General features: G+C 64.3%; 27 protein-coding genes. 12 read left to right on the forward strand and 15 right to left on the reverse strand.

Annotated features, from left to right (window positions below):
- Nucleotides 1–2 precede the first annotated feature (2 nt).
- The 3 genes from A6B35_RS22610 to A6B35_RS22620 all read right to left on the reverse strand — a co-directional run bounded on the left by A6B35_RS22610 (nucleotide 3) and on the right by A6B35_RS22620 (nucleotide 1,476).
- Nucleotides 3–530: a GNAT family N-acetyltransferase gene (locus tag A6B35_RS22610; RefSeq protein WP_006204947.1), complete on the reverse strand. Its 528-nt coding sequence runs from the start codon at nucleotides 528–530 to the stop codon at nucleotides 3–5.
- Nucleotides 531–596: 66 nt separating this feature from the next.
- A complete protein-coding gene (locus A6B35_RS22615) occupies nucleotides 597–905 on the reverse strand; it encodes a hypothetical protein (RefSeq protein WP_040583609.1) in 309 nt (102 codons plus the stop codon).
- 4 nt (nucleotides 906–909) lie between these two features.
- Nucleotides 910–1,476: an XRE family transcriptional regulator gene (locus A6B35_RS22620; protein WP_006204945.1), complete on the reverse strand. Its 567-nt coding sequence runs from the start codon at nucleotides 1,474–1,476 to the stop codon at nucleotides 910–912.
- A 154-nt stretch (nucleotides 1,477–1,630) separates the two neighbouring features.
- Between A6B35_RS22620 and A6B35_RS22625 the strand changes: the two genes are divergently transcribed.
- Nucleotides 1,631–3,466, forward strand: a complete 1,836-nt coding sequence (locus A6B35_RS22625; RefSeq protein WP_006204943.1) for an ATP-binding protein — start codon at nucleotides 1,631–1,633, stop codon at nucleotides 3,464–3,466.
- Between the two features lie 190 nt (nucleotides 3,467–3,656).
- Here the strand turns inward: A6B35_RS22625 and A6B35_RS22630 are convergent, their stop codons facing one another.
- Entirely contained in the window at nucleotides 3,657–4,448 is a 792-nt protein-coding gene (locus A6B35_RS22630) for a GGDEF domain-containing protein (RefSeq protein ID WP_006204942.1), read from the reverse strand.
- Nucleotides 4,449–4,578: 130 nt separating this feature from the next.
- Nucleotides 4,579–5,547 (reverse strand): tRNA (adenosine(37)-N6)-dimethylallyltransferase MiaA, encoded by a 969-nt coding sequence (gene miaA / locus A6B35_RS22635; protein WP_040583608.1) that lies wholly within the window; start codon nucleotides 5,545–5,547, stop codon nucleotides 4,579–4,581.
- Here miaA and serB point away from each other — a divergent pair.
- Both serB and A6B35_RS22645 read left to right on the forward strand, forming a co-directional pair.
- Complete coding sequence (gene serB, locus A6B35_RS22640; RefSeq protein ID WP_081482250.1) at nucleotides 5,537–6,424, forward strand: phosphoserine phosphatase SerB; 888 nt, start codon at nucleotides 5,537–5,539, stop codon at nucleotides 6,422–6,424. The genes miaA and serB overlap by 11 nt on opposite strands.
- Nucleotides 6,421–6,993 (forward strand): GNAT family N-acetyltransferase, encoded by a 573-nt coding sequence (locus A6B35_RS22645; protein ID WP_006204939.1) that lies wholly within the window; start codon nucleotides 6,421–6,423, stop codon nucleotides 6,991–6,993. The genes serB and A6B35_RS22645 overlap by 4 nt, the downstream gene beginning before the upstream one ends.
- 46 nt (nucleotides 6,994–7,039) lie before the next feature.
- Here A6B35_RS22645 and A6B35_RS22650 read toward each other — a convergent pair whose 3' ends face one another.
- The 6 genes from A6B35_RS22650 to A6B35_RS35710 form a co-directional block, all read right to left on the reverse strand.
- Nucleotides 7,040–8,557, reverse strand: a complete 1,518-nt coding sequence (locus A6B35_RS22650) for a DegQ family serine endoprotease (protein WP_006204938.1) — start codon at nucleotides 8,555–8,557, stop codon at nucleotides 7,040–7,042.
- A gap of 170 nt (nucleotides 8,558–8,727) precedes the next feature.
- Nucleotides 8,728–8,913 carry a DUF2065 domain-containing protein gene (locus A6B35_RS22655; protein WP_006204937.1) on the reverse strand — a complete coding sequence of 62 codons (186 nt, stop codon included), beginning with the start codon at nucleotides 8,911–8,913 and terminating at the stop codon, nucleotides 8,728–8,730.
- Nucleotides 8,914–8,919: 6 nt separating this feature from the next.
- The gene (hflC, locus tag A6B35_RS22660; protein ID WP_006204936.1) at nucleotides 8,920–9,861 is read right to left on the reverse strand and encodes a protease modulator HflC; all 942 of its coding nucleotides are present in this window, start codon (nucleotides 9,859–9,861) and stop codon (nucleotides 8,920–8,922) included.
- Nucleotides 9,861–10,979, reverse strand: coding sequence for an FtsH protease activity modulator HflK (hflK, locus tag A6B35_RS22665; RefSeq protein WP_006204935.1), 1,119 nt, complete (start codon nucleotides 10,977–10,979; stop codon nucleotides 9,861–9,863). Before hflK ends, hflC begins: the two co-directional genes overlap by 1 nt.
- A gap of 154 nt (nucleotides 10,980–11,133) precedes the next feature.
- Nucleotides 11,134–11,646 carry a dihydrofolate reductase gene (locus tag A6B35_RS22670; protein ID WP_006204934.1) on the reverse strand — a complete coding sequence of 171 codons (513 nt, stop codon included), beginning with the start codon at nucleotides 11,644–11,646 and terminating at the stop codon, nucleotides 11,134–11,136.
- Nucleotides 11,646–11,786, reverse strand: coding sequence for a hypothetical protein (locus A6B35_RS35710; RefSeq protein ID WP_006204933.1), 141 nt, complete (start codon nucleotides 11,784–11,786; stop codon nucleotides 11,646–11,648). Before A6B35_RS35710 ends, A6B35_RS22670 begins: the two co-directional genes overlap by 1 nt.
- A gap of 150 nt (nucleotides 11,787–11,936) precedes the next feature.
- Between A6B35_RS35710 and cobF the strand changes: the two genes are divergently transcribed.
- The 8 genes from cobF to A6B35_RS22710 all read left to right on the forward strand — a co-directional run bounded on the left by cobF (nucleotide 11,937) and on the right by A6B35_RS22710 (nucleotide 21,772).
- Complete coding sequence (cobF, locus tag A6B35_RS22675) at nucleotides 11,937–12,713, forward strand: precorrin-6A synthase (deacetylating) (RefSeq protein WP_006204932.1); 777 nt, start codon at nucleotides 11,937–11,939, stop codon at nucleotides 12,711–12,713.
- Between the two features lie 341 nt (nucleotides 12,714–13,054).
- A complete protein-coding gene (locus A6B35_RS22680; RefSeq protein WP_006204931.1) occupies nucleotides 13,055–14,590 on the forward strand; it encodes an FGGY-family carbohydrate kinase in 1,536 nt (511 codons plus the stop codon).
- On the forward strand, nucleotides 14,587–15,363 hold the full coding sequence (locus A6B35_RS22685; RefSeq protein WP_006204930.1) for a DeoR/GlpR family DNA-binding transcription regulator: 777 nt from the start codon (nucleotides 14,587–14,589) through the stop codon (nucleotides 15,361–15,363). Before A6B35_RS22680 ends, A6B35_RS22685 begins: the two co-directional genes overlap by 4 nt.
- Complete coding sequence (locus A6B35_RS22690; protein WP_006204929.1) at nucleotides 15,360–17,105, forward strand: glycerol-3-phosphate dehydrogenase/oxidase; 1,746 nt, start codon at nucleotides 15,360–15,362, stop codon at nucleotides 17,103–17,105. Before A6B35_RS22685 ends, A6B35_RS22690 begins: the two co-directional genes overlap by 4 nt.
- Before the next feature lie 318 nt (nucleotides 17,106–17,423).
- Complete coding sequence (locus A6B35_RS22695) at nucleotides 17,424–18,083, forward strand: DUF2291 family protein (RefSeq protein WP_040583590.1); 660 nt, start codon at nucleotides 17,424–17,426, stop codon at nucleotides 18,081–18,083.
- Nucleotides 18,080–19,660 (forward strand): sugar ABC transporter ATP-binding protein, encoded by a 1,581-nt coding sequence (locus A6B35_RS22700; protein ID WP_006204927.1) that lies wholly within the window; start codon nucleotides 18,080–18,082, stop codon nucleotides 19,658–19,660. The genes A6B35_RS22695 and A6B35_RS22700 overlap by 4 nt, the downstream gene beginning before the upstream one ends.
- The gene (locus A6B35_RS22705; RefSeq protein WP_006204926.1) at nucleotides 19,647–20,780 is read left to right on the forward strand and encodes an ABC transporter permease; all 1,134 of its coding nucleotides are present in this window, start codon (nucleotides 19,647–19,649) and stop codon (nucleotides 20,778–20,780) included. Before A6B35_RS22700 ends, A6B35_RS22705 begins: the two co-directional genes overlap by 14 nt.
- Nucleotides 20,781–20,812: 32 nt before the next feature.
- Complete coding sequence (locus A6B35_RS22710; RefSeq protein ID WP_006204925.1) at nucleotides 20,813–21,772, forward strand: D-ribose ABC transporter substrate-binding protein; 960 nt, start codon at nucleotides 20,813–20,815, stop codon at nucleotides 21,770–21,772.
- Nucleotides 21,773–21,825: 53 nt separating this feature from the next.
- Here the strand turns inward: A6B35_RS22710 and A6B35_RS22715 are convergent, their stop codons facing one another.
- From A6B35_RS22715 to modA, 4 genes are all read right to left on the reverse strand, one after another.
- Complete coding sequence (locus tag A6B35_RS22715) at nucleotides 21,826–22,167, reverse strand: winged helix-turn-helix domain-containing protein (RefSeq protein WP_006204924.1); 342 nt, start codon at nucleotides 22,165–22,167, stop codon at nucleotides 21,826–21,828.
- Nucleotides 22,168–22,252: 85 nt separating this feature from the next.
- Entirely contained in the window at nucleotides 22,253–23,365 is a 1,113-nt protein-coding gene (gene modC, locus A6B35_RS22720; RefSeq protein ID WP_006204923.1) for a molybdenum ABC transporter ATP-binding protein, read from the reverse strand.
- A complete protein-coding gene (modB, locus tag A6B35_RS22725; RefSeq protein WP_006204922.1) occupies nucleotides 23,362–24,066 on the reverse strand; it encodes a molybdate ABC transporter permease subunit in 705 nt (234 codons plus the stop codon). Before modB ends, modC begins: the two co-directional genes overlap by 4 nt.
- 15 nt (nucleotides 24,067–24,081) lie before the next feature.
- Nucleotides 24,082–24,870, reverse strand: a complete 789-nt coding sequence (gene modA, locus A6B35_RS22730) for a molybdate ABC transporter substrate-binding protein (RefSeq protein WP_006204921.1) — start codon at nucleotides 24,868–24,870, stop codon at nucleotides 24,082–24,084.
- A 162-nt stretch (nucleotides 24,871–25,032) separates the two neighbouring features.
- On the opposite strand from modA, the gene A6B35_RS22735 reads away from it, so the two are divergent.
- Entirely contained in the window at nucleotides 25,033–25,239 is a 207-nt protein-coding gene (locus tag A6B35_RS22735; protein WP_006204920.1) for a TOBE domain-containing protein, read from the forward strand.
- Nucleotides 25,240–25,268: the final 29 nt, after the last annotated feature.

Raw genomic sequence — 25,268 nt, forward strand, 5'->3', positions numbered from 1 at the left:
GGTCAGCGACGCTCGCCGATGCGCTTCCAATAGATGAGCGTGCCGGTCAGTCCGCCATGCGGCTTCAACGCAAAGTCCGGGATTTCACCGGCGAGCGTGAAGCCGAGTTTCTCGTAGAGGCGGGAGGCGCCCTCCTCTGTCGCCGTGTCCAACACCAGCAGCGTGCGACCCATCTCGACGGCAAGCTCCTCCGCGGCCCGCATCAGCCGGGTCGCCACGCCCTTTCCGCGATGGGCGAGCCGGGTCATCAGCTTGGCGATCTCGGCCCGGTGCGGCTGGTTGGGAGGATAGTCGAGCAGCAAGGTGACGGTGCCGACCAGAGCCTCGCCATCCCACGCGCCCAGCACAATTCTTTCACCGCGCGCTGCTGCATCCAATGACTGGCCCCAGAATGCCTCCGCCGCTTCTCGCGCCAGCGGATGCATGAAGCTGACCGATCCGCCGGCTGCAACCGTTTCGACCAGCAGGTCGGCCAGCATTTTCTCGATTTCCGCATCGTGGTTCAGAACCTTGATTTCGATGGAGCTCATGCTTTGCCGTATGCCCTTTGAAGCAGCGGATGCCTTTGGTGCGGTGGGAGCAGTTCGAGGTCGGCGTCATTCGAAGTGGTTGAAGCGCCTTCGCTTCCGCGCCCGGCGGATTTCAGCGATGCGTTCGGTGTCTTCCTCCTGCAGGTGCCGGCCGCGCTCGAGGATTTCGAGCGTGTATTCCTCATAGGTCAGGCCGAGCCGCTCGGCCCTGTCGAGCCGCATCAGCATGATTTCGCGGCTGGGCGCTTTCCAGGCTTTCGCATGGGCGGCCTGCCAGGCGAGGAAGACATAGGCGTCACCCTTGCCCCAGGGCGGGCCGTCATAGTCGTCGAGCGGCGGCCCGCCATTGTCGGAGCGCTTGGGACGTCTCGCCACGCGATCACCCTCTGACCAGCGCAACCACATAGTCGGCTGCCTCCGGTCCCGGGGCGTGGAAGGTGCAGTCGGACGGCGCGCCGAGCGCCAGGCAGTCGCCGGGCCGCAGACAGTGCACGACGTCGCCCTCGGTGAAATCGAGCCGCCCGCCGATCAGCCAGATCTGCTGCTTGATGAAGGCATAGGACGCTGCCGGGAAGCTGACCCTGGCGCCCGCCGGCAGCCGCACCTTGATCAGTTCGAGCGGCATGTCAGAGACCGGCGAGAGGTGGCGCCGGACATAACCGGTAGCGGGGTCGCGCCACACCGGCTGCTCGCTTTCGCGCAACAGGCCGCCGCCTTGCAGTTCCGCGCGCGCAATGAGTGTGGAAAGCGTCATGCCGAAGGCGGCGGCGATGCGCACCAGCAGTGTCGCCGTCGGGCTGGTCTTGCCGCGCTCTATCGTGCTGAGCATGGCCTTGGACACGTCCGACCGTTCCGCGAGTTCCGCCAGGGACCAGCCCCGCAGCGCCCTTTCGGAGCGTATCCTTTTGCCGATGCTGGAAGAAATGTCGTTCGCTATATCATCCATTGGTTCGATATAGCGAAATTCATGCGCAAGGAAAAGAGCCCGATAGATTGGATTCTCGCGCCGGCCTTAACGCCGCCTACACCATCCGACCTCACCCGGCTTTAACCCCATTTGTGTAGGGTGGACGTTGCTGGGAATGGGGATCAGACCGCTTATGTTTGTCGAACGCGAAGCCTCCGTCGGAGAACCGACCTCGCAGGAGCGCCGCCACGCGGAACAGAACGACAAGCGCATCCTGGGCAATGTCGTGCAATGCGACGGCGCGCGTGCCACCATCAGCGCCTATGCCGACGACATTGAAGGTGCGATCACCGGCCTGTGGACGGTCGGCAAGATGATCTCGATCAATCTCGGCTCGACGCGAACCGTCGGCCTTGTCTATGAAATCGGCAAGTCGGACCGCGCCTGGAGCAATGAAGGCCAGAACCCGATCGAGGTCAGCATCGAGCTCATCGGTGAAGTGCGCGATGCCACCGAGCCCGGCGCCAAGCCGGTCTTCGATCGCGGCATCACCACCTATCCGCATATCGGTGCCATCGCCCACCGCATCCGCAGCCGCGACCTGCAGGCGGTCTACGATCTCGCCGGGCGTCATTCGATCACCATCGGTACGCTGTCGCAGGACGAGGCGATCGATGCCAACATCGCCATCGACGACACGCTGGCGCGTCACTTCGCCATTGTCGGCACCACCGGCGTCGGCAAGTCGACTGCCGTCTCGCTGCTCCTGCGCAAGTCGATCGCCGCGCGGCCCGATTTGCGCATTCTCATCCTCGACCCGCACAACGAGTTTGCCGCCTCGCTGCCCGAACATTGCGTCAGGGTCGATTCGAAGACGCTGGACCTGCCCTTCTGGATGTTCAGGCTCGAAGAATTCGCCGAGGTGCTGTTTCGCGGCCGCGAGACGGTGGCGGAAGAAGTCGATGCCTTGCGCGATCTCATCCCCGCCGCCAAGAACCTCTATCGCAACCCTGGTTCCGGCACTTATCTCAGGCGTGGCAGCGACGCGCTGACCGCCGATACGCCGGTGCCCTACCGCATCGCCGATCTCATCAAGCAGATCGACGAGCGTATCGGCATGCTGGAAAGCAAGAACGACCGCCCCATCCTCAAATCGCTGAAGACCCGCATCGAATCGGCGGCGTCCGATCCGCGCTATCGCTTCATGTTCAACTCGCGCCTGATCGAGGACACGATCCACGAAACGATCGGCAACATCTTCCGCGTGCCGCACCACGGCCGCCCGGTCACCTGCTTCGAGATGGCCGGCATGCCGTCCGAAGTCGTCAACTCCGTCTGCTCGGTGCTGGCGCGCCTGGCCTTCGACCTCGCTTTGTGGAGCGATGGGAAGCTGCAACTGCTGCTGCTGTGCGAGGAAGCGCACCGCTACATGCCGGCCGATCCGCGCCTCGGCTTTGCGCCGACCAGGCACGCGCTGTCGCGCATCGCCAAGGAGGGCCGCAAATATGGCTGCTATCTCGGCGTCGTCACCCAGCGCCCGGGAGAGCTCGATCCGACCATCCTGTCGCAATGCTCGACCTTCTTCGCCATGCGGCTCGCCAATGAGCAGGACCAGGCGATCATCCGTTCGGCGATCGCCGACTCCTCGGCCTCGACGCTCGCCTTCCTGTCTTCCATGGGCCAGCGCGAGGCCATCGCCTTCGGCGAGGGCGTGGCGACGACCATGCGGCTGAAATTCGAAAAACTGCCGCAGGATCTGATCCCCGGCACAGGCAAGCGCGAGCAGGCCTCGTCGTCCGAGACCGGCGACGACGTCGATCTCGCGGCGATCGTCGAACGGCTGCGCAACGTGCCGAAGCCGCAGCAGCAGATGGCCTTCGCCGAGGTCGTCGATAGCGGCCGGCAGGCCGGCGACCCCGACTATCGCAAGCCAGCCACCACAACCCCGCGCATGCAGCCGGACGACGATTTCGACCTGCGCTACGGCCTCAAGCCGTCGACCTTCGGGCTGCGCCCGCAGAACGACTGAGCCGATAGCGTTAGATCCTTTCGGCTCTGTCTCGTCGGCCAGCCTGGACAAATCCCGTCAGGAATTCGTCAGGCTGAGTCGAATGGCGTCGTTTTCGAGAACCGGAGCGGAGCGGACAGTTAGTCCTTGACCACCGGAAGCACAGAAAACAGCGCCAGGCGGCCAGCCTCACGAATTCAATGATGGGATTTTAGGCGCAGACGCGATTGCGTCCCTGCCTCTTGGCTTCATAAAGCTGGCGGTCGGCGCGGCGGTAGAAATCTTCTGCCGTTTCCTTGCGGTCCCAGACGGCGAGGCCGACGCTGGTGGTGATCTTCAGCCGGACATTGCCCGACAGAACCGACATGTTGGCGACCGCCTTGCGGATGCGTTCGGCGAATTTGGAGAGCAGTTCGGCGTCCATGTTCGGCGTCACCACGGCGAACTCCTCGCCGCCGAGCCTCGCCACCACGTCGTGATAGCGGGTCATGCCCCTCAGGCAGCCGGCGACCGCCCTCAGCACCTCGTCGCCGACATCGTGGCCATGCGTGTCGTTGACCTGTTTGAAATGGTCGAGGTCGAGGATCATCAGCCCAACCGGCTTTTCGATGCGGCGGAATTCCTCGAGATATTCCTTCAGCGCATCGTCGAAATAGCGGCGGTTCTGCATGCCGGTCAGGCCGTCAGTCAGCGCTGCGTGCTCCAGCGTCTCCGAGCGTGCGCTGAGCGAGACGGTCATGGCGCGCAGCTTGCCCTCTTCCGTCGCCTGACCGCGGATCATCGGGTAAATGAAGAAGACGCCGAAGAACAGCGCCGTTGCCAGAAGCACGCCGGTCGCAAACAACAACTTGTTGAGATAGACGATCTTTTCGATGCGCGAGGCCGTATCCAGGTCTGTAGCGATGCCTTGCAGAAGACCATAGGCATGCAGCGTCACCAGGCCGGCGGCCAGGATCACGAAAATAAACACGAAAAATGCGGATTCCGCTTTATGGAAACGCATTTGCTCCCCGTAGCAAAACTGCCCATCGGCCTTATGACATGCTGCCGCCTTACGGAGGGTTAATCAGAACAACCTGAACGGGAAACGCAAGTTTTGTTTTCAGTTTTCTGATTGCATTAGGAACGCGGCATCAGACCGGGAGCACCGCGCCGTCGGACTGATGCAATCGTTGCCATTCGGGGCCTAACTGATGTCGAAACCAGGTCGCCTGGCGCTTGGCATATTGCCGCGTGGCGATCTTGGCGCGCTCGATCGCCTCGGGAAAACTTAATCGCCCGGCCATTGCCGCCTGCAGTTCGCGAACGCCGATCGCTTTCATCGCCGGGAGATCCGGATCGAGGCCGAGAGCCACCAGCCCCTTGACCTCGTCCAGCGCACCCTTGTCCAGCATCCGGTCGAACCGCGCTTCGATCCGCTGGACCAGTTCCGCCCGGTCCGGATCGATCACCAGGAAGCGCGCGCTGTGGCGGTCGATCAGCGGCCGGCCGCGCGCCACCTGCCAGTCCGCAATGGAGCGACCCGAGGCGTCGAGCACTTCCAGCGCCCGCACGATGCGCTGGCTGTCGGTTGGTTTCAGCTGCATTGCGACCGCCGAATCCTCGCGCAGCAGGATGCTGTGCAGCCTGGCCACGCCCTGCTCCTTGAGTTCATGGCGCCAGCGGTCGCGGATCGATTGCGGAATCTCGGGCATGTCTGAAATCCCTTCCGCAAGCGCCCTGAAGTAAAGCCCGGTGCCGCCGACGAAAATCACAGGCCGTTCGGAGAGCGTGCCGTCCGGTCGTTCGGAGAACGTGCCGTCGTCGATCAGCTTCGTCACGTCGCGCAGCCAGGCGCCGGTGGAATAGGCGACGGATGGATGGACATGGCCGTAGAGAAAATGCGGCACGCGGGCGAGTTCGGCGGCACTCGGGCGCGCCGTCAGCACATTGAGCACCGAATAACCCTGCATCGAATCCGTATTGACGATGACGCCGCCGCTGCGTTCGGCGAGATCGAGCGCAAGCGCCGACTTGCCGCTGGCGGTCGGCCCGGCTATCAGGGTCGCGTTCTTCACGCGGCCCTCGCCCGCCTGCCCACCGGAATTTTCGATGCCGCTGATTGCCACGCTTGTGTCCCATCCCGAAGGCCGCGCAGTGTCGGCCGCGCTTGCGAATATGGCCTCACGGTCGGTCGGTGCAAGCGCTGTTCATTGGCTGGCCGAAGACATCGCCTGCGATCTCGTTTTGCCCGAGCAAGCCGAAGCCGGCGAAATGACCGCCAGGCTACGCACGGCACTGGCCTCCGAACCGGTCGACATCATCGTGCAACCGGCCGACGGCAGGCGAAAGAAGATCCTGCTGGCCGATATGGATTCGACGATGATCGACCAGGAATGTATCGACGAGCTGGCCGACGAGATCGGCGTCAAGGATCGCGTCGCGGCGATCACGGCGCGGTCGATGAACGGCGAGATCGCCTTCGAGCCGGCCTTGCGCGAGCGTGTCAGCCTGCTGAAGGGCCTCGACACGGCTGTCGTCGACCGCATCATCGCCAACCGGCTGACGCTGGCTTCCGGCGGGCGCGCGCTTGTCCAGACCATGAGGGCCAACGGTGCCTGGACGGCACTCGTCTCCGGCGGCTTCGATGTCTTCACCAGTCGCATCGCCGCCAGGCTCGGCTTCCAGGAAAACCGCGCCAACCGGCTGATCGAGGAGAACGACCTCTTCACCGGGCTCGTCGCCGAGCCGATCCTTGGCCGCGCCGCCAAGGCTGAAGCGCTGCTCGAAATTGCTGCCCGCCTCGACCTGACGCCGGCCGACGCCATTGCCGTTGGCGACGGCGCCAACGACCTCGACATGATCCGCCTCGCAGGCACCGGCGTCGCCCTGCACGCCAAGCCCACCGTAGCAGCCGAGGCAAAGGTCCGCATCGATCATGCCGACCTGACCGCCCTGCTCTATCTGCAAGGCTACCGCCGGGAGGAGTTCGCCGAATGAAACCGATACGCACCGAGCGCCTGATCCTGCGCAACTGGGAGGAGCGCGACCGCGCGCTGTTCCACCGCATCAACTCCGACGAACGCGTCATGGAATTTTTTCCATTTCGCCGCGACCGTACTGCTGCCGATGCCAAGATGGACGAGTTCCGCGCCTGGATCGCCGAGGACGGCTATGGCTTTTCCGCCGCCGAGATCGCGGCCACCGGCGAGTGCATCGGCTTTGTCGGCCTCCTCGAAACCGATCATGTGCCCTCCCTGCCGGCCGACACGATCGAGATCGGCTGGCGGCTGGCGCCTGAATTCTGGGGCAAGGGCTATGTCACCGAGGCGGCGGAGGCCTGGCTCGCCTACGGCTTCGAGGCGCTGGGCGTCAACGAGATCGTCTCCTTTGCTGTGGCCGAGAACCATCGCTCCACCGCCGTCATGAAACGCCTCGGCATGAGCGCCGACCCGGCCGGCGACTTCGACCATCCCGATATTCCCGACAGCCACCCTTCGCTCAAGCGGCATGTCCTTTACCGGCTGTCGCGCCAGGACTGGCAGGCAAGAAAAAGGGCGGCCCGTTAGCCGCCCTTTTTCTTTTTCAATCAGACTATTGCTGGCCTTTCCGGACTCAATCCATCCGGATCGTCACGAACCGCAACTCACCCGTCTTCGACGCCAGCATCAAGAGCGCGTTCTTGCGGCCCTGCTCCTTCAGCGCGCCGATCCGGTCCATGACGTCCTTCGGTGTGGCAACCGATTCCTGCGCGATCTCCGTGATCACCTCGCCGGGCTGGATGCCGCGCTCGGCCGCGGCCGAATCCTTGGTGACATCGGTTATGACGACACCCGTCACATCGGCGGCGATGCCGAATTTGGTCCGCGTCTCGTCGTTGAGCTCGCCGATCGTCATGCCAAGCACGGATGCCGTCGAAACCGCAGGCGCCTTGTCGCCATTGTCCTGGTCCGTATTGCTGCCGTCCTCGCCGCTGGCCAGCTTCTCGCCATCCTCGAGCCGGCCGAGCGTGACCTTCACGGTCTGCTCGACGCCCTTGCGCACGATGATAACGTCCACCGCCTTGCCGACCGGGCTTTCGGCGACGACGCGCGGCAGGTCGCGCATCTCGTTGATGTCCTTGCCGTCGAATTTGATGATGACGTCACCGGCCAGGATGGTGCCGTTGTCGACCGGTCCGCCCTTGATCACGCCTGCCACCAGCGCGCCCTTGGCGGTAGCCATGCCGAGGCTCTCGGCAATGTCGTCGGTCACCGGCTGGATGCGTACGCCGAGCCAGCCGCGCCGCGTCTCGCCGAACTGGCGAAGCTGATCGACGACGCCCGAGGCGAGCTGCGCGGGAATAGAGAAGCCGATGCCGATCGAGCCGCCCGACGGCGAGATGATCGCCGTGTTGATGCCGATGACCTCGCCGACGCTGTTGAACAGCGGTCCGCCGGAATTGCCGCGATTGATGGCCGCGTCGGTCTGGATGAAGTCGTCATAGGGGCCGGAATTGATGTCGCGGTTGCGCGCCGAGACGATGCCGACCGTCACCGTGCCGCCGAGGCCGAACGGATTGCCGATCGCCATCACCCAGTCGCCGACCCGCATTTTGGTGGAATCGCCGAACTTCACCGCCGTCAGCTTGTGACCCTTCGGATCGACCTTCAGCACCGCGACGTCGGTCTTGGTGTCGGTGCCGACCAGCGTCGCCTTCAGCGTCACGCCGTCTGAGAAATTCACCTCGATATCGTCGGCATCGGCGATGACGTGGTTGTTGGTCACGACGATGCCCTGCTCGGCGTCGATGACGAAGCCCGAGCCCAGCGACTGGACCTTCTGGGCGCCACCATCCTTGTCGCCGCCGCGGTTCTTGAAGAAGTCGTCGAAGAAATCCTGGAAGGGCGAGCCTTCGGGCAGTTGCGGCATCGGCACCGCGCCCGGCCCCTCCGAGCCTTTCACCGTCTGCGACGTCGAGATGTTGACCACGGCGCCAAGCAGCCCCTGGGCAAGGTCGGCGACCGAAGCCGGTCCGTCGGCGGCGATCGTCGGCGTGACGAAAGACGGGACCGCAAGCGAGCCGACGAGAAGCGCGGCGGCGCCGGCGACAAATGTCCGCCTCGCAGCGCGCAGAACGGTCTTGGTTGTCATCGAGGGCCTCCGGATGTTTCTGAAAAGAAGAGCGCTTTCGCAAAAACGCCGCGTTGCGTCATGTTGGCAAAAAATACGGCACGTTTGCGGCTATGACTATCGGCTGAGGATAAATCCTCCGTTTACGCCGGGACTCATTTCCCCGACACCCATGACCATCGTCGCCATCGTCAGCCGCGCACCAGCCAGACGATGCCGACGCCGATGGCGATCGCCGCCAGCCCGGCTATGCGCAGTGCATTCTCCGGCATCGACAGCACCTCACCTGCCAGTCTCTTGGCGAGGTTCGGAAAGCCGCCATAGATCAGGCCCTCGACAACGAGGACCAGACCTATGGCTGCCAGAAAATCCTGCACCGGCCGTTACTGGCCGGTGCCCGGCTGCGCCGCCGGCGCGGCGGGCGCTGTTGGCGCCACCGGTGCTTCCTTGCTGCTTGGATCGCGGAAGTAGCGGAAGAACTCGGATTCCGGCGACAGCACCATCGTCGTACCGGTGTTGTCCAGTGCTGTACCGTAGGCATTCATCGAGCGGTAGAAATCGAAGAAGGCCGGGTCACGCTGGTAGGCCGCCGCGAAGGTCGCGCTGCGCTGGGCTTCGCCCTCGCCGCGCAGGATTTCCGATTCCTTCTGCGCCTCGGCGACAATCTCCACCACTTCGCGGTCGGCGCGGGCCTTGATGCGCTGCGCCGCTTCATTGCCTCGCGCCCTCAGCCGCTCGGCTTCGGCCAGGCGTTCGGCCTTCATGCGGTCGAAGGTCTGCTGCGAAACTTCGGCGGTCAGATCGGTCCGGCGAATGCGCACATCCTCGATCTGCAGGCCGAGCGACGTGGCGTCGGGCCGCAGCTGATCGCGCACTTCACGCATCATCACAGCGCGCTCTTCCGAGAGCGCCGCTTCGAAATCGCGCAGACCGTAGACACGGCGCAGTGCCGCGTCGAGACGCGTCCGCAGCCGTGCCTCGGCCAGTTCGATCTGACCGGAAACCGCCGCACGGAAGACGCGCGGGTCCGAGATGCGATAGGCGATGAAGGCGTCGACCTCGTAGAACTTGCCGCCCGACACCTGGACGCGGATGTTGTCGAGGTCGAAGCGCAGCACGCGGTTCTCGATCAGTTGCACGCTGTCGGCATCGAAGAAGGCGAACGGCGCCTTGAAATAGATGCCGGGTTCATTCTTGACGTCGACGATCTCGCCGAACCTGAGCACGAGCGCCTGCTGACGCGCATTGACCACGAAGACCGACGAATAGATCAGGAACAGGATGACCGCCGCGACGACGGCGATGATGGGGAGACGGTTGGCCATCACTGGGTTCCTCCCGTCGTGGCGCCCAGGGGGGCCGGCGGCGGCGCCTTCTGCTGTAGTGCAGGCAGCGGCAAGTAGGGAACGACCCCCTGCCCGCTGCCCTGCTCGACGATGACTTTGCTCGAATCCTTCAGCACCCTCTCCATCGTTTCCAGGTAGAGCCGCTTGCGCGTCACCTCCGGCGCCTTGGCATATTCGTCATAGACCGAGATGAAGCGCTGCGCCTCGCCCTCGGCCTCCTGCACGACACGGTTCTTGTAGGCGGCCGCGTCTTCGCGAATCTGGGCCGCCTCGCCGCGCGCCTGGCCGAGCTTCTGGTTGGAATATTGGTTGGCCTGCTCGACGAACTTGTCCTCGTCCTGCTCGGCGCGCTGCACCTCGTCGAAGGCATCGGCCACCTCGCGCGGCGGCGCCGCATCCTCGATCGAAATGGCGTTGACGTTGAGGCCGGCCTTGTAGCCGTCCAGCGTCGTCTGGATGATCTCGCGCACCGATGCGGCAATGCCCTGGCGGTCGTCGCGGAAAATGTCCTGGGCCGGCCGGCGGCCGACGGCCTCGCGCATGGCGCTTTCGGCCACCTGGCGCAGCATGCCGTCCGGATCGGAGACGTCGAACAGATACGCCCTCGGGTCGGAGACCTGATAGGCCACCGAGAACTGCACGTTGACGATGTTCTGGTCACCCGTAAGCATCAGCCCGGACGTGTTGCCACTCGTCGCGCCGCCGCCGCCGATATCGACGAGTTGTTCGGCGATGTTGGCGGTCTCGACCGTTTCGACAGGCCACCAATGGAAATGCAGGCCGGGCTGGGAAAGCTCGGCCTTCGGCTTGCCGAAGCGCAGTTCGACCGCGACCTCATCCGGCTGCACTGTATAGACCGCCTTGAACGCCCACAGCACCACCAGTGCCGCTGCGATCAGCGCGAATACGGCCGGACTGGCGCCGCCGCCGCCCGGCAAGGCCCGCCGCAGCCTGTCCTGGCCGCGCCGGATGATGTCTTCCAGATCGGGAGGTGACCCCTGCGGGCCGCTCGGTCCCTTGGGTCCCTGCCCCCAGGGTCCCTGATTGCCGCCGCCACCCCATGGGCCGCCGCCGCCGCTTTTGTCGTTCCAGGGCATGAATGTCCTTTCGCTTGGAATTCCCTCGGCGCCAGCCTGATGGCGCAAAATCCAATGTTGTTCTTCTATAGGGACGCCAAGCCTCGCTTTCAACGCGATCTGCTGCCCGGCCATCCGTTTTGGGCGGTTCGCGACCCTTTGTCGTCTTCAATGCCTAGTCGCGGCGCCGTTCATAGACCGTATAGCGTGTCGCGTGGCTGTCTTTCTCGCCGGCCGGAATGTCGTCAGCACTGACAATGCGCCATGTCTCGGACACGATCGGCGGGAAATGCGCGTCGCCGTCGACTGAAGCCAGCACATGGGTCACATGCAGGCGGCCGGCCAGCGGCAACGCCTGGGCGTAGATCTCGCCGCCACCGACCACGCAGATCTCGTCGGCGCCGGCCATGCAGCGCCCGCGCAGGGTCGCCAGCTTGATCGCCTCGTCCAGCGAGTTGGCGATTTCGACGCCCTCGGCCCGCCAGGCCTTGTCGCGCGTCACCACGATGTTGAGACGGCCAGGCAACGGCCGGCCGATGCCTTCATAGGTCTTGCGGCCCATGATGATGGGCTTGCCCATCGTGTCGGCCTTGAAGCGCTTGAGATCGGTGGAAAGCCGCCACGGCAGCCCGCCGTCGCGGCCGATCACGCCGTTTTCGGCGATGGCAACGTAGATCGCGATGTCCATCAGCCGCCGTTCCCACTTGCGCCGCCATTGTCGTCCGACGGCTCCAGCAGCAATGTGTCGATGTCATGCTCAGGCATCGGGAAGGCGAAGGCCGGCGCGGCCGAAAGCGCCAGCGCTGCGGTCAGGATAGTGCGGAACATGGCCCCCCTTTGGCGACAATCCAGGGCATGACCCCGGATGCGCCTCACATCTAGCCGTTTCAATGTGGCGTTTCAAAGCCATTCGCGCAGTCGCGGACGCTTGTCCCACGCAGTCTGGACACCGGCGTCCCGATCGGGCAGGACGTCGCCATGCGCAAGCTTCTCGTCATCGGCATCGGCGCCGGCAACCCCGAACACATGACGGTCCAGGCCATCAACGGCCTGAACCGCGCCGAGGTGCTGTTCATTCCCGACAAGGGCGCGAAGAAGAACGATCTCGCCGAACTGCGCCGCCAGATCTGCGACCGCTTCGTCACCAATCCCAATTCGCGCCGGGTGGAGTTCGACGTGCCGGTGCGGGCCGAGCCGTCGCCCTCCTACCGCGCCACCGTCGATGACTGGCACGAAGCGATCGCCGCGATCTACGAGGGCCTGATCCGCGACGAGCTTGCCGAAGACGGCTGCGGCGCCTTCCTGATCTGGGGCGATCCCTCGCTCTACGACAGCGCGCTGCGCATCCTCGAACGCGTTCGCTTGCGGGGCAATGTCGAATTCGCACTCGAGGTCGTTCCCGGCATCACCGCCGTCCAGGCGCTGGCCGCCAGCCACAAAATGGCGCTGAACCGCATTGGCGACCCCGTCCTGATCACCACCGGCCGCCGCCTGACACAGGAAGGCATGCCGGAGAACGCCGGCAGCACGGTGGTCATGCTCGACGGCAAATGCGCCTTCAACACGCTTGATGACAAGAACCTGATCATCCACTGGGGTGCCTATCTCGGCACGCCCGACGAGATCGTCATGTCCGGCCGCCTCGGCGATGTCGGCAAGGAAATCGCCGAAGTCCGGGAAAAGGCACGAATGGACAAGGGCTGGATCATGGACACCTATTTGCTGCGCAAACCCGGCGAGCCGGAGGACAATTAGCGAGGGCCTCCCTTGCGCAGTTCGTGGTCGCGCGCGGGGTAACACGATCGGCGAGATGGGCCGACAACGCGCAAGAGCTAGAAAAAACAGCATTTTATACCAGTTTGATAATCATATCCTTGCCTCGCGGAATGCAGCTTTCCGGCAGATATCACACATATTGACGTTAAATTCACAGAATTGTATGGTCAGTTGTTCTGCTTCGAATCCCGCCGCTATCTGTCCGGCGGTCGCGATCGCAGCCGCGAATCCAGGCGAGGATAATTTCCATGATGTTCAGCGCCACCATCGTTCGGCATCAATTCGCAATGCCTGCCGGCAGGCGCTGACCGAGAAAAATCATGGCCAGCCTGCTTGGGATCGACAACGGCCTGACGGTTACGAAGGCGGTGGTCTTCGACGCCGACGGTTCGCAGCTGTCGGTGGCGCGGCGGCGCGTGCCGCAGTCGATGCCGCAACCGCGCTGGGTCGAGCGCGACATGGCAGGCCTCTGGCAAGCGACCACTGAAGCGGTCGGCGAAGCGATCGCGCTCAGCGGCAGGCCGGCGCGCGACATCAAGGCGGTGGCGGCAACTGCGCATGGCGACGGCCTCTATCTGCTCGACAAGGAGCGCCGGCCGCTCGGCCCCGGCATATTGTCGCTCGACAGCCGCGCCGGCGAAATCGTCGATGACTGGGCAAAAGGCCCGGTTTTCTCCGAGGCGCTTACCCTCACCGGCCAGGTCCCGCATGCCTCCGCCCCTTCGGCGCTGCTCGCCTGGCTGAAAAAGCACGCGCCGGAGCGTTTCGACCGCATCGGCCATATCGTCGGCTGCAAGGACTGGCTGCGCTTCTGCCTGACCGGCACTGTTGCCACCGACCTGACCGAGGCGAGCACCTCCTTCACTGATGTGCGCACGCAAAACTACGTGCCCGAGGCGATGCGCGTCTTCGGCCTGGACGAGCTGTTCGCGGCCTTGCCGCCGGCTCTGCATCCGGCCGACATCGCCGGCTACGTCACCGCCGAGGCGTCAGCACTGACCGGGCTCGCCGAAGGCACGCCGGTCGCCTGCGGCCTGCATGACGTCACGGCCTCGGCGCTCGGCATTGGCGGCCATGAGGACGGCGTGGTCAGCATCGTTGCCGGCACCTATTCGATCAACGAAGTGGTTTCCAGCGAACCGCGCGTCGACCAGCGCTGGTTCTGCCGCAACGCCATCGATCCCGGGCGTTGGAACAACATGTCGATCTCGCCGGCCTCGACGGCCAATTACGACTGGTTCCTCGACACGCTCTGCCGCGCCGAGCAGGAAGAAGCCAGACGGACCGGTGGCTCCATCCACGAAAGGCTGGCGGCGGAAATCGATGCGGCGCTGAACAAGCCGTCAACCCTGCTCTTCCACCCCTATCTGTTCGGCTCGCCCTACGGCAATGCCGCCAGCGCCAGCTTCGTTGGCCTGCGCGGCTGGCACGACCGCGGCGACATGCTGAAGGCGGTGCTGGAAGGCATCGTCTTCAACCACCGCACCCACGTGGAAGCCCTGCGCGACGGCTTTGCCGTCCGCGAGGTGCGGCTGACCGGCGGCGGCTCGCGCAATCCGGCCCTCGCGCAGATGTTCGCCGACGTGCTCAAGGTTCCGGTCAGCGTGACCTCGACCGATGAGGCGGCGGCCTTCGGCGCCGCACTTTGCGCCGGTGCGGCGGTCGGCCTGTTCGCCTCGCCGCAGGAGGGCGCTCGCGCGACCTGCACGGTGAGCCGGCAGTATCAGCCGGACCCGGGGCGCAGCGCCGTTTTCGACGAGCGGTATTCTCTTTATGGCCGCATCGCCGAGCAGCTCAGGCCGAAATGGGCGGAGATCGAAAGCCTTGCGGGGCAAAGCATGGGGGGCACGGAATGATCAAGGCCGACGAACGGCGCGAAGAGATCGCCGAATACGTCATCAAGCTCGGCCAGGTGCGTATCGACGATCTCGTCGAGCATTTCGGCGTGTCGCGCATGACGATCCACCGCCACATCGACCAACTGGCGCATCAGGGCGTGCTCAGAAAGCTGCATGGCGCGGTCACCGTGCAGCCGTCCGGCCTCTACGAGAGCGCCTTCCGCTACCGGGTGACGGTGGGCCGGGCCGAAAAGGACGCGCTTGCCCGCGCCGCGATGGACTATGTCGAACCCGGGCAGGCGGTGATCCTGGACGATTCCACCACGGCAAACGCCGTCGCGCCGCTGCTGCTCGAGGTCAAGCCGCTGACCGTCATCACCAACAGCGTCTCGACCGCGGCACTCCTGACCAATGTCGACGACATCGACTTCATCTGCCTCGGCGGCCAGTACCATCGCACCTACAACGCCTATATCGGCATCGTCTGCGAGAATGCGATTTCGCGGCTGCGCGCTAACCTTCTGATCTGCTCGGCGTCGGCGATCAGCGGCACCACGGCTTTCATCCAGGATCAGCATGTCGTGCGGGTCAAGCAGGCGATGATGGCCGCTGCGATCAAGCGCGTGCTGCTTGTCGACCATTCCAAGTTCGACAAGGTCGCCCTGCATGTGCTGGACGAGCTGACCAGCTTCGAGGCGGTGCTGGTCACCGACGGCATCAGCGACAAGCATGCGCAACAGCTTGAGCAGGCCGGCGTCAGACTGCGCATCGTCAAGACAAAGACGCCATGAAGCAGCCCGACGAAACCCGGGAGGACACGCTGGCCGGCAAGGCCGGCGATGTCGATGTCGTCATTCTCGGTGCCGGCATCAACGGCGCCGGCCTGTTCCGCGATCTCTGCGCTCAAGGGATAAATTGCTTTGTCGTCGACAAGGCGGATTTTGGCTCGGGCACCAGCGCCGCGCCCTCGCGCCTGATCCATGGCGGGCTGAAATATCTGGAGACCGGCGAGTTCGGGCTGGTGGCGCAGTCGACGCTGGAGCGCAACCTGCTGCTCAAGAACGCGCCGCACTATGTCAGCCCGCTGCCGACAGTCATCCCGATCTTTTCCTGGGGCAAGGGCATGTGGGCGGCGCTGCGCACGCTGCTCGGCTCGACCAGCGCGCCGCGCAGCCGAGGCGCCATCCTCATCAAGATCGGCCTGATGATCTACGATTTCTACGGCTCGCGGCACCGGGTGATGCCGCGCCACAGGCTGGTCGGGCGAAGCAAGGCGTTGCGCGACATGCCGGCCCTGACCGGATCGATCGTCGCCACCGGCACCTATTACGACGCCAAGATCAGCCACCCCGAACGGCTGGTGGTCGAGCTGGTCGCCGACGGGCTGGAGGCCAATGCCGGCTCCGGCGCGGCCAACTACACGTCGCTGATCTCCGCCTCGAACGGGGTGCTGACGTTCAAACGGGAAAATGGCGGCGCCTTTTCGCTGCGGCCGAAGCTGGTCGTCAATGCCGCCGGCCCATGGATCGACCATGTCAACGCCGCGCTCGGCGCGCCGTCGAAAATGATCGGCGGGACCAAGGGCTCGCACATCCTCCTGAAGCACGACGCGCTGGTGCGAAGCCTGGCCGGGCGCATGCTCTATTTCGAGGCCGACGACGGCCGCATCTGTCTCGTCTACGACTATCTCGGCAAGGCTCTTGTCGGTTCGACGGACCTTCCGGCAGACAACCCAGACACCGTCCGCTGCGAGCCCGAGGAAATCGACTATCTGCTCGAAAGCGTGCGCACCCTTTTACCGGGCATGAAGTTCGAACGCGACCAGATCGTCTATGCCTATAGCGGCATCAGGCCTCTGCCCTCATCCGACGCCTTGGTCCCCGGCCTGATCAGCCGGGATCATTCGGCGCCTGTCGCCGAGCCGGATCCCTCACGGCCCTTCCCGATCATCTCGCTGATCGGCGGCAAATGGACGACGTTTCGCGGCTTCGCCGAGGAAGTCGCCGACACCGTGCTCGATCGGCTCGGCAGCAAGCGCAAGGCGAGCACGCAATCGATGCCGATCGGTGGCGGCAAGGGTTTTCCGATGGACGCAGCCGCGCGCGCAACCTGGCTGGCTGATGCCGCATCGGCCAGCGGCATCGACGTGGCTCGCCTCGACCAGTTGCTGTCGCGCTACGGAGCCAGCGCTTCGCTGATTGCGCGCCACCGGAGCGCATCCGGCAATGAAGACCGCTTGCCGGATTCGAACGACTACAGCCTGTCCGAGATCGACTACATCGTCCGCAACGAATTCGTCGAACATCTCGCCGACATCGTCATGCGGCGCACGACCCTGGCAATCAGCGGCTCCCTGACGACAAGCGAGCTGCAGCAGATCGCCTCGGTTGCCGGCCAGGCGCTCGGCTGGAGTCCGCAGCGCATGGATGAGGAGATCGACGCCGTCGTCGCTCAGCTCAGCGGCAGCAATTTGATGCGACTGCAACCCGACCGCCACGCGCGAGGCGTGGGCGGCCGCGCCAAACAGGCCTGAGGTCGATATGGCCTCATCACGACCACAGAGCGCGCAGCATCACAACACTGGTGAGATATTATCACGCCTTATAAAAAATGAACAAAAACAAAATGTTAAATTGGATTGCAATCAAAGATTGCTCACGCATATGTTACAATATGAGGAAAGTATCACAGTCATTGACGGTAATTTAACATCACGGTATGGTCGATTGCGTATTGGGAGCGCAACGCGGGAGGTTTTTGATGTGCAAGCGGGCTGCCCGCACAGCGGCGCCTCGCGCCACCGCAACGAAATGCCATCCCTGATCGCCGCGACAGAACGGGTCGTCACATCATGAGTTCGCAGCCTGCCACCCCAACGATGAACCGGCGACCGGCCTCGAATGTTCGCTGGATTGCGCTTGCGGCCGGGGTGCTGGTCGTGCTCGCCGCGATGATCCTCGACACCAAGGTGGTCACGATCGGCTCGGACGAAGACACCCGCAAGGCCGCCTTTTCGCCGGAGGCGTTCGGCAAGGCTGAATTCCCGAACGTCCAAGCCGCCGTCGAGCAGCGCGCCGTCGATGCCCCCACGCTCGCTTCGGCCATCGCCAAGGACAAGGCGGCGGCGGAGAAGCAGTATGGCGTGCCTGCCAATGTCGGCACTGAATTCTCGGTCAAATTCTCAGGCGTCGTCGGCGAGGGAAAGTCCGGCATCTACACAGTCAAGATCGCCGACGTGCCCGACACCCTGATCGTTCGCGTCCAGACCGGGCCGGCGATCAACGGCACCGACCTGCGCGATGCCACCGGCGCCATCACATTCGGCCAGTTCGTCAACCAGATCGAGTATCAGAACGCGGGCTCGGCCCTGAACAACGAGATGAAGAAGCAGGTTCTGTCGACCATCGACAACACCAAGCTCAGCGGCAAGACGATCTCGGTCGTCGGCGTCTTCAAGCTGATCAATCCCAAGGGCTGGCTGGTCACGCCCGTGAAGCTGAGCGTCCAATGAATGCGGCGCCCGAATTCGAGCCTGCGGCCGGCGACACCGTGCTCGCGGCCCGCAACATCGTAAAGACCTATGGCGGCACGCATGCCCTGAAAGGGGTCAATTTCGACATCCATCGCGGTAAGGTAACGACACTGTTCGGCGAAAACGGCGCCGGCAAATCGACATTGATGAAGATCCTGTCCGGTGTGACCACGCCGACATCGGGAAGCATCGAACTCGACGGCCAGCCCGTCACCTTCTCCTCGTCTTCCGATGCCCGCGACCGCGGCATCTCGATCATCCATCAGGAGCTCAGCCTCGCCCCCAATCTGAGCGTGCGCGACAACATCTTCATGGGCCGGGAAATACCCGGCGCGACCGGCGTCGATTTCGCCGAGGAGGCCCGCCAGACACGACTGCTGATGGCAGACCTCGAGGAAGACATCGACCCGATGACGCTGGTACAGGACCTGCGCCTGGGGCAGCAACAGATCGTCGAGATCGCCCGCGCGCTCTCGGTCGACTCCCGCATCCTGATCATGGACGAGCCGACCTCGGCGCTGAGCGCGACCGAGGTGGAGGTGCTGTTCAAGGTGATCCGCGACCTGACGGCCCGTGGCGTCTCGATCGTCTACATCTCGCACCACCTCGAAGAGGCGCTGCAAATCACCGACCATGCCGTGGTGCTCAGGGACGGCGCGATCACCGCGACCGCCAATGCCAGGCACATCAATCTCGAATGGATCGTCCGCAACATGGTGGGCGAGAATTTCGACCTCGGCACGCCACCCACCGGCCATGCCTTCGGCGAGATTGCCTTGTCGGTCGACGAGGTCAGCGTCGCCGATGTCACGAGTTCGGAGCGCCTGGTCGTCGACAGGCTGTCGCTCGACGTCCGCAGCGGCGAGATCGTCTGCATCTACGGGCTGATGGGCGCCGGACGCACGGAACTGCTCGAATGCATTGCCGGGCGCCTGTCGGCCGCCGGCGGGCGCATCCTGCTTGAAGGCAAAGACATCTCCCGCCTCAGCATTGCCGAGCGCATCGCAAGGGGCCTCGTGCTGGTGCCCGAGGACCGCCAGCGCGATGGCCTTGTCCAGACGATGTCGGTCGGTGCGAACCTGTCGCTCGCCAGCATCGGCGCCTTCGTCAAGGGGATGTTCTTGTCCCGCTCGCAGGAGCGCTCTCTGGTCGATGGGTCCATCCGCGACGTGCGCGTCAAGACCGCGGGCGGCGGCGCGCCGATCGGATCGCTGTCCGGCGGCAACCAGCAGAAGGTCGTCATCGGCAAGATGCTGACCACCAGCCCAAAGGTCATGCTGCTGGACGAACCCAGCCGCGGCATCGACATCGGCGCCAAGGCGGAAGTGTTCCGGCTGCTCAGCGAGCGCGCGGCAAATGGTCTCGCCGTGGTGTTCTCGACCTCGGAAGTCACCGAGTGCCTGAGCATCGCGCACCGCATCATCGTCATGCGTCGCGGCAGGATCTCGGCCGAATTCGGCGCCGATGCCACGAAGGAGGAGATCATGGCCGCTTCCGGCGAAGCCGTGCTCTCCAACCACGAAGAACACAGGAGCCATTACCGTGACCGACGCTAGCCCCGATCGCAGCCGCTCCCATCCGAGGGCATCGGGCGACGGTTTCAGCTTGGCCAAGCTGCTGCTGGAGGGCCGCGCCTTCTTCGCGCTGATCGCCATCATCATCGTCTTCTCGCTGCTGTCTCCCTATTACTTCTCGGTCGCCAATTTCCTGACCATGGCCTCGCATGTCGCCATCTTCGGCATCCTGGCGGTCGGCATGCTGCTGGTCATCCTCAATGGCGGCATCGACCTCTCGGTCGGTTCCACGCTCGGCTTCTCCGGCGTGATCGCCGGTTTCCTCATGCAGGGCGTGCAGTTGACCGCGCTCGGCGTCATCCTCTACCCGCCGGTCTGGGTCGTCGCGGTGCTGGTCTGCGTGCTCGGCGCACTTGTCGGCCTGGTCAACGGCGTGCTCATCGCCTGGCTGAAGGTGCCGGCCTTCGTCGCCACGCTCGGCATGCTTTATGTGGTGCGCGGCGCGGCACTGCTGATGACCAACGGCCTCACCTACAACGACCTCGGCGGCAAGCCGGAACTCGGCAACACGGGCTTCGAGTGGCTGGGCTTCAACCGTCTGCTCGACATCCCCGTCGGCGTGCTTGTCATGGCGGTCATCGCCCTCATCGGCAGCATCATCCTCAACCGCACCGCTTTCGGCCGCTGGCTCTATGCCTCCGGCGGCAATGAGCGCGCCGCCGAACTCTCCGGCGTGCCGGTCAAGCGAGTGCAAGTCTCGGTCTACATGCTCTCCGGCATCTGCGCCTCGGTGGCGGGCCTCATCCTGTCGTCCGAACTGACCTCGGCCGGACCGACCGCCGGCACCTCATACGAGCTCACCGCCATTGCCGCTGTCGTCATCGGTGGCGCCGCGCTCACCGGCGGCCGCGGCAATATCCGCGGCACCCTGGTCGGCGCCTTCGTCATCGGCTTCCTGTCCGACGGCCTCGTCATCATCGGCGTCTCCGCCTACTGGCAGACAGTGTTCACCGGCGCGGTCATCGTGTTGGCGGTGCTGCTCAACGCCATCCAGTATCGCCGCCGCGTCAAGCTCCCGAGCTCGGCCGGCAGCCCCCCGACTTCTCCACAAAAGGACAAGGCCCAAACGGCCGATCCCGCTCTCGAGAAGACTGCCGGTTGACCGGCACGATTGCCAACCAAAGGAGGAACTCCATGTATCGCAGTGCCAGAATTCTGATGCTCTCGACGTTCGCCCTCGCCGCCCCGATCCTCGCCGGATCGGTAACCGCGGCATCGGCCGAAGGCCTCATCTCGATCATCGTCATCGATCCCGCCAACCCCTACTGGCTCACCGAAGGCAACGTCGCCAAGGCCGAAGCCGAGAAGCTGGGCTACACCGCGACCGTCGGCGCCTCGAAGGCCGACACCAATACCGAGAGCAAGCTGATCGACACCGCGATCACCAACAAATCCGTGGCGATCATCCTCGACCCCGCCGACGCCAGCGGCTCGATCGGCGCGGTGAAGAAGGCGATTGCCGCCAACATCCCGGTCTTCCTGGTCAATGCCGAGATCAACCAGGAGGGTCTGGCCAAGGCGCAGCTCGTCTCGAACAATGCACAGGGCGCGGCGCTCGGCGGCCAGCAATGGGTGACCGACATCGGCGAGAAGGGCAACTATGTCGAACTGCTCGGCGCCCCTTCCGACAACAACGCCGCCACGCGCTCGAACGGCTACGAGACCGTGATCAGCCAGTATCCCGATCTCAAGAAGGTCGGCTCGGAAGTCGCCAACTGGGACCGCACCCAGGGCCATGACAAGATGCAGAGCCTGCTACAGGCCCACCCCGACATCATCGGCGTGACCAGCGGCAATGACGAGATGGCGCTCGGCGCGATCGCAGCGCTGAAGGAAGCCGGAAAGCTGTCGAGCATCAAGGTCGGCGGCTTCGACGGCTCGCCGGACGCCGTCGCCGCCATCAAGGCGGGCGAACTCCAATACACGGTGCTGCAGCCGGTGGCCGTCTACTCGGCCAAGGCCGTGCAGCAGGCAGATTCGTTCATCAAGACCGGCAAGACCGGTGCCGCGACCGAAAAGCAGCTGTTCGACTGCCTGCTCATCACCAAGGACAATGTCGACAAATACACCGCTCCGTTCACCCTTTCGGAGTGATGTCGGACGAGGGGTGCCCTTCGGGTCACCCCTCACCTGCCCCTGCAGGCCATTCAGCCCGCGTCGATTTCCGCCTGCAGCGCCTCCATATGGGTCGCCGCAGCCGACGTCGCCGCCCGCTCTATCGCCCGGAAGCGGCTGACGACCGCCAGGCCCACCGCAGTCAGCTGGGCGCCGCCGCCCTTCCTGCCGCCGGTCTGCGCCGCCACCAGCGGCTTGCCGAACACCCGGTTCATATCCTCGACCAGATCCCAGGCATGCTTGTAGGACATCTCCATGCGGCGCGCCGCTGCCGAGATCGAGCCGAAGGCGGCGATCTGCTCCAGAAGTTCGATCTTGCCGGGCCCGACGCGCCCATCCGGATCGAGGTTTATGCGCAAACTCAACGACGGCATGTCCTGTTCTCCGCTGTCACGTACAGATTAGCCCTTCTGCAGCCACATCGCTATTCCAAAGCAACATAGCGGTATTGTGCTTTGGTCACCCATCGGCCTCGACCGGCAGCCCGGCGCCGGTGGTCGCGCTGTCGAAGCTCACCGTCTTGATCACGGCAAAGACCTTGCCGCCAAGCCTGAGCCGCAGCGTGTGTTTCGACTGCTCGGTGATGCGCGCCAGCACGATTGCGCCATTGCAGTCGATGGCGATTTCCACCGTGGGCCCCATGCCCGGCCTGACGGCCACAATCATTCCCGGCAATATGTTGAGCGCGCTGAGGCCAACCGGCGCCTCGGTGGCAATCATCACGTCGCGGGCACGAATGCGGATGCGGACCGGCGCCCCGACCGGCACCGCCAAACGCGGCACACGGATATCGCCCGCCAAGGAGCCAAGCACGCTCATGCCGAAGGCCTCGTCGTGGTGCAGCACCTTGGTGTCCAGCACCGCGCCGCCCTCGCCGCGCTCTTCGGCGGGCAAAAGGTCGAGCCGCTGCATGATCGCTCCGGTCGCTCCTGAGGCAACGACATGGCCTTGCGCCAGCACCACGACGTCGCTGGCCAGCCGCGCCACCTCAGCGACGGAATGGCTGACATAGACGATCGGGATCTTCGTCTCGTCGCGCAGCCGCTCGATATAGGGCAGGATCTCGGCCTTGCGGGCTTCATCCAGCGAAGCCAGCGGCTCATCCATCAACAGCAGTTTCGGGCTGGCAAGCAACGCCCGGCCGATCGCCACGCGTTGCTTCTCGCCGCCTGAAAGCTTTGCCGGCCGCCGGTCCAGCAGATGGCCGATGCCGAGCAACTCGACGACCGCATCGAAATCCGCATAGCGTTCCGCTGCCGGCGTGAACCAGCGGCCATAGCGAAGGTTGCCGGCGACGCTCATATGCGGGAAGAGCCGCGCATCCTGGAACACCATGCCGATGCGGCGTCTGTGCTTGGGCACGAAGAGACCGGCGTCGGTATCGACCAGCCCGCGTCCATCGACCGCGATCCGGCCCCTGTCGGGGCGGATCAGCCCGGCGATCAGGTTGATCAGCGTCGTCTTGCCCGAGCCCGAAGGCCCGAACAGTGCCGTCAGCCGCCCGGCGCTCTCAAAGCTGGCGTCGACCGCGAAATCGCCGAGCCGATGGCTGATGTCGACCAGGACCGTCATTCGATGTCCATCCGCCGGCCGATGCGCCGCGCCAGCACCTCCGAGGCGACAAGGGCGGCCATCGAGATGACGATCGAAATCAGCGTCAGCCGGAGCGCACCTTCATCGCCGCCCGGCACTTGCGTGAAGGTGTAGATCGCTGAGGGCAGCGTCTGCGTCTCGTTCGGGATGTTGGAGACGAAGGTGATCGTGGCGCCGAATTCGCCCATCGCCTTGGCAAAGGACAGGATGGCGCCGGCGATCAGCCCGGGCAGGATCAGCGGCAGCGTGATGGTGGTGAACACCCAGACCGGATTGGCGCCGAGCGTGCCGGCCGCCGCTTCCATCCTGCGATCGACCGCCTCGACGGACAGCCGGATCGCCCGCACCATCAGGGGAAATCCCATGATGCCGCAGGCCAGTGCTGCGCCCGTCCAGCGAAAGGAAAAGACAATGCCGAAATGCTCGGCCAGGAAGGCGCCGGCCGGACCGCGCCTGCCGAAGGTCAGCAGCAGCAGATAGCCGGTTACCACCGGCGGCAGGATCAGTGGCAGATGCACCAATCCGTTGAGCAAGGTCTTGCCCCAGAACTGGCCGCGCGCCAGCACCAGCGCGATCAATATGCCGGGCGGCAGGCTGGCGATCATCGCCACCGTCGCCACCTTGATCGACAGCCGGACCGCATTCCATTCGTCGGGAGTGAGGTCCAGCAGCCAGTTCATGCCTTGGTGTCGTGCCTAGTTGCTCGGCGCCAGGATAGTGAAACCCTGCGCGTTGAAAAGTTCGGCCGCCTTGGCGGACTCAAGGCATTTCAGGAAGGCCGGTGTGTCCTTGTCCTTCGAATCCGCGGTCTGGGCAACCGGATAGACGATCGGCGGGTGCGAATCCTCCGGGAAGGTGCCGATCACCTTGACGCCCTTTTCGGCATGCGCGTCGGTGGCATAGACGATGCCGAGCGGAGCTTCGCCGGTCGACACCAGCTTGAGTGCCGCGCGCACATTTTCGGCCTGCGCCACCTTGCCTTCGACCGCGGACCAGACGCCGAGCGATTCGAGTGCGGCCTTGCCGTATTTGCCGGCCGGCACCGCCTTGAAATCGCCCATGGCGAGCCTGCCGTCGCCGATCAGCCCGGCGAGATCAAAACCTTTTTCGATCCTGGTCTCGGCCTTGGAATCCTTCGGCGCCACCAGCACGATCTGGTTGCCGAGCAGCTTCACTTCGGTGTCAGGCTTGGTCAGCTTCTTGTCGGAGAGATATTTCATCCAGTCGAGGTCGGCCGAGATGAACACATCGGCCGGCGCGCCCCCCTCGATCTGCTTGGCCAGCGCCGAGCTTGCAGCGTAGGAGATGGTCGCCGCTTCGCCGACATCGGCCTCGCAGGCCTTGTTGACGGCATCGAGCGCGTCCTTGAGGCTGGCAGCGGCAAACACCACCACCTTGTCTTCGGCACGCGCGGTCGGCACTGCTGCCATCAAAATTGCCACCAGCCCGCCGATGACGATCGCCTTCAACCTGAAATCAAGCATGCAAAATTCTCCCAGGGTTTGAAAATCCGTTCGGCTGAAAGCCCGCAATCGATATATCCGGATGAATATAACAAAGAAAGGCCTTTCGCAGGCTGCTGCATTGTATGCCTGGGTTTTCTCGACCTGCGATGACCTTTGCCGGATAGAGCGAAGGAGCCTTCCATGAAGATCAGCGCCCGCAACACACTCAAGGGAACGATCATCGAGATCGTCAAGGGCGCCACCACTTCGCATGTCCGCATCGACATTGGCGGCGCCGTCGTCACCGCGTCGATCACCAACGAGGCGGTGGACGACCTCAAGCTCGAAAGGGGCAAGCAAGCCTATGCCGTGATCAAGGCATCGGATGTCATGGTCGGCATCGACTGATGGATCGTCCGCAAAGCACCAGGCAAAGC

Origin of the sequence: Mesorhizobium amorphae CCNWGS0123 (assembly GCF_001686985.1) — a bacterium.
In the GTDB taxonomy this organism is placed as follows: Bacteria; Pseudomonadota; Alphaproteobacteria; order Rhizobiales; family Rhizobiaceae; genus Mesorhizobium; species Mesorhizobium amorphae.

Bases quoted from the DNA above. Each gene is read 5' to 3' on its own strand.
- A6B35_RS22610 (WP_006204947.1), bottom strand. From the start codon at position 530: ATGAGCTCCATCGAAATCAAGGTTCTGAACCACGATGCGGAAATCGAG.
- A6B35_RS22620 (WP_006204945.1), bottom strand. From the start codon at position 1,476: ATGGATGATATAGCGAACGACATTTCTTCCAGCATCGGCAAAAGGATA.
- A6B35_RS22625 (WP_006204943.1), top strand. From the start codon at position 1,631: ATGTTTGTCGAACGCGAAGCCTCCGTCGGAGAACCGACCTCGCAGGAG.
- A6B35_RS22630 (WP_006204942.1), bottom strand. From the start codon at position 4,448: ATGCGTTTCCATAAAGCGGAATCCGCATTTTTCGTGTTTATTTTCGTG.
- serB (WP_081482250.1), top strand. From the start codon at position 5,537: ATGCCGCTGATTGCCACGCTTGTGTCCCATCCCGAAGGCCGCGCAGTG.
- A6B35_RS22645 (WP_006204939.1), top strand. From the start codon at position 6,421: ATGAAACCGATACGCACCGAGCGCCTGATCCTGCGCAACTGGGAGGAG.
- A6B35_RS22650 (WP_006204938.1), bottom strand. From the start codon at position 8,557: ATGACAACCAAGACCGTTCTGCGCGCTGCGAGGCGGACATTTGTCGCC.
- hflC (WP_006204936.1), bottom strand. From the start codon at position 9,861: ATGGCCAACCGTCTCCCCATCATCGCCGTCGTCGCGGCGGTCATCCTG.
- hflK (WP_006204935.1), bottom strand. From the start codon at position 10,979: ATGCCCTGGAACGACAAAAGCGGCGGCGGCGGCCCATGGGGTGGCGGC.
- A6B35_RS22670 (WP_006204934.1), bottom strand. From the start codon at position 11,646: ATGGACATCGCGATCTACGTTGCCATCGCCGAAAACGGCGTGATCGGC.
- A6B35_RS35710 (WP_006204933.1), bottom strand. From the start codon at position 11,786: ATGTTCCGCACTATCCTGACCGCAGCGCTGGCGCTTTCGGCCGCGCCG.
- cobF (WP_006204932.1), top strand. From the start codon at position 11,937: ATGCGCAAGCTTCTCGTCATCGGCATCGGCGCCGGCAACCCCGAACAC.
- A6B35_RS22680 (WP_006204931.1), top strand. From the start codon at position 13,055: ATGGCCAGCCTGCTTGGGATCGACAACGGCCTGACGGTTACGAAGGCG.
- A6B35_RS22685 (WP_006204930.1), top strand. From the start codon at position 14,587: ATGATCAAGGCCGACGAACGGCGCGAAGAGATCGCCGAATACGTCATC.
- A6B35_RS22690 (WP_006204929.1), top strand. From the start codon at position 15,360: ATGAAGCAGCCCGACGAAACCCGGGAGGACACGCTGGCCGGCAAGGCC.
- A6B35_RS22695 (WP_040583590.1), top strand. From the start codon at position 17,424: ATGAGTTCGCAGCCTGCCACCCCAACGATGAACCGGCGACCGGCCTCG.
- A6B35_RS22700 (WP_006204927.1), top strand. From the start codon at position 18,080: ATGAATGCGGCGCCCGAATTCGAGCCTGCGGCCGGCGACACCGTGCTC.
- A6B35_RS22710 (WP_006204925.1), top strand. From the start codon at position 20,813: ATGTATCGCAGTGCCAGAATTCTGATGCTCTCGACGTTCGCCCTCGCC.
- A6B35_RS22715 (WP_006204924.1), bottom strand. From the start codon at position 22,167: ATGCCGTCGTTGAGTTTGCGCATAAACCTCGATCCGGATGGGCGCGTC.
- modC (WP_006204923.1), bottom strand. From the start codon at position 23,365: ATGACGGTCCTGGTCGACATCAGCCATCGGCTCGGCGATTTCGCGGTC.
- modB (WP_006204922.1), bottom strand. From the start codon at position 24,066: ATGAACTGGCTGCTGGACCTCACTCCCGACGAATGGAATGCGGTCCGG.
- modA (WP_006204921.1), bottom strand. From the start codon at position 24,870: ATGCTTGATTTCAGGTTGAAGGCGATCGTCATCGGCGGGCTGGTGGCA.
- A6B35_RS22735 (WP_006204920.1), top strand. From the start codon at position 25,033: ATGAAGATCAGCGCCCGCAACACACTCAAGGGAACGATCATCGAGATC.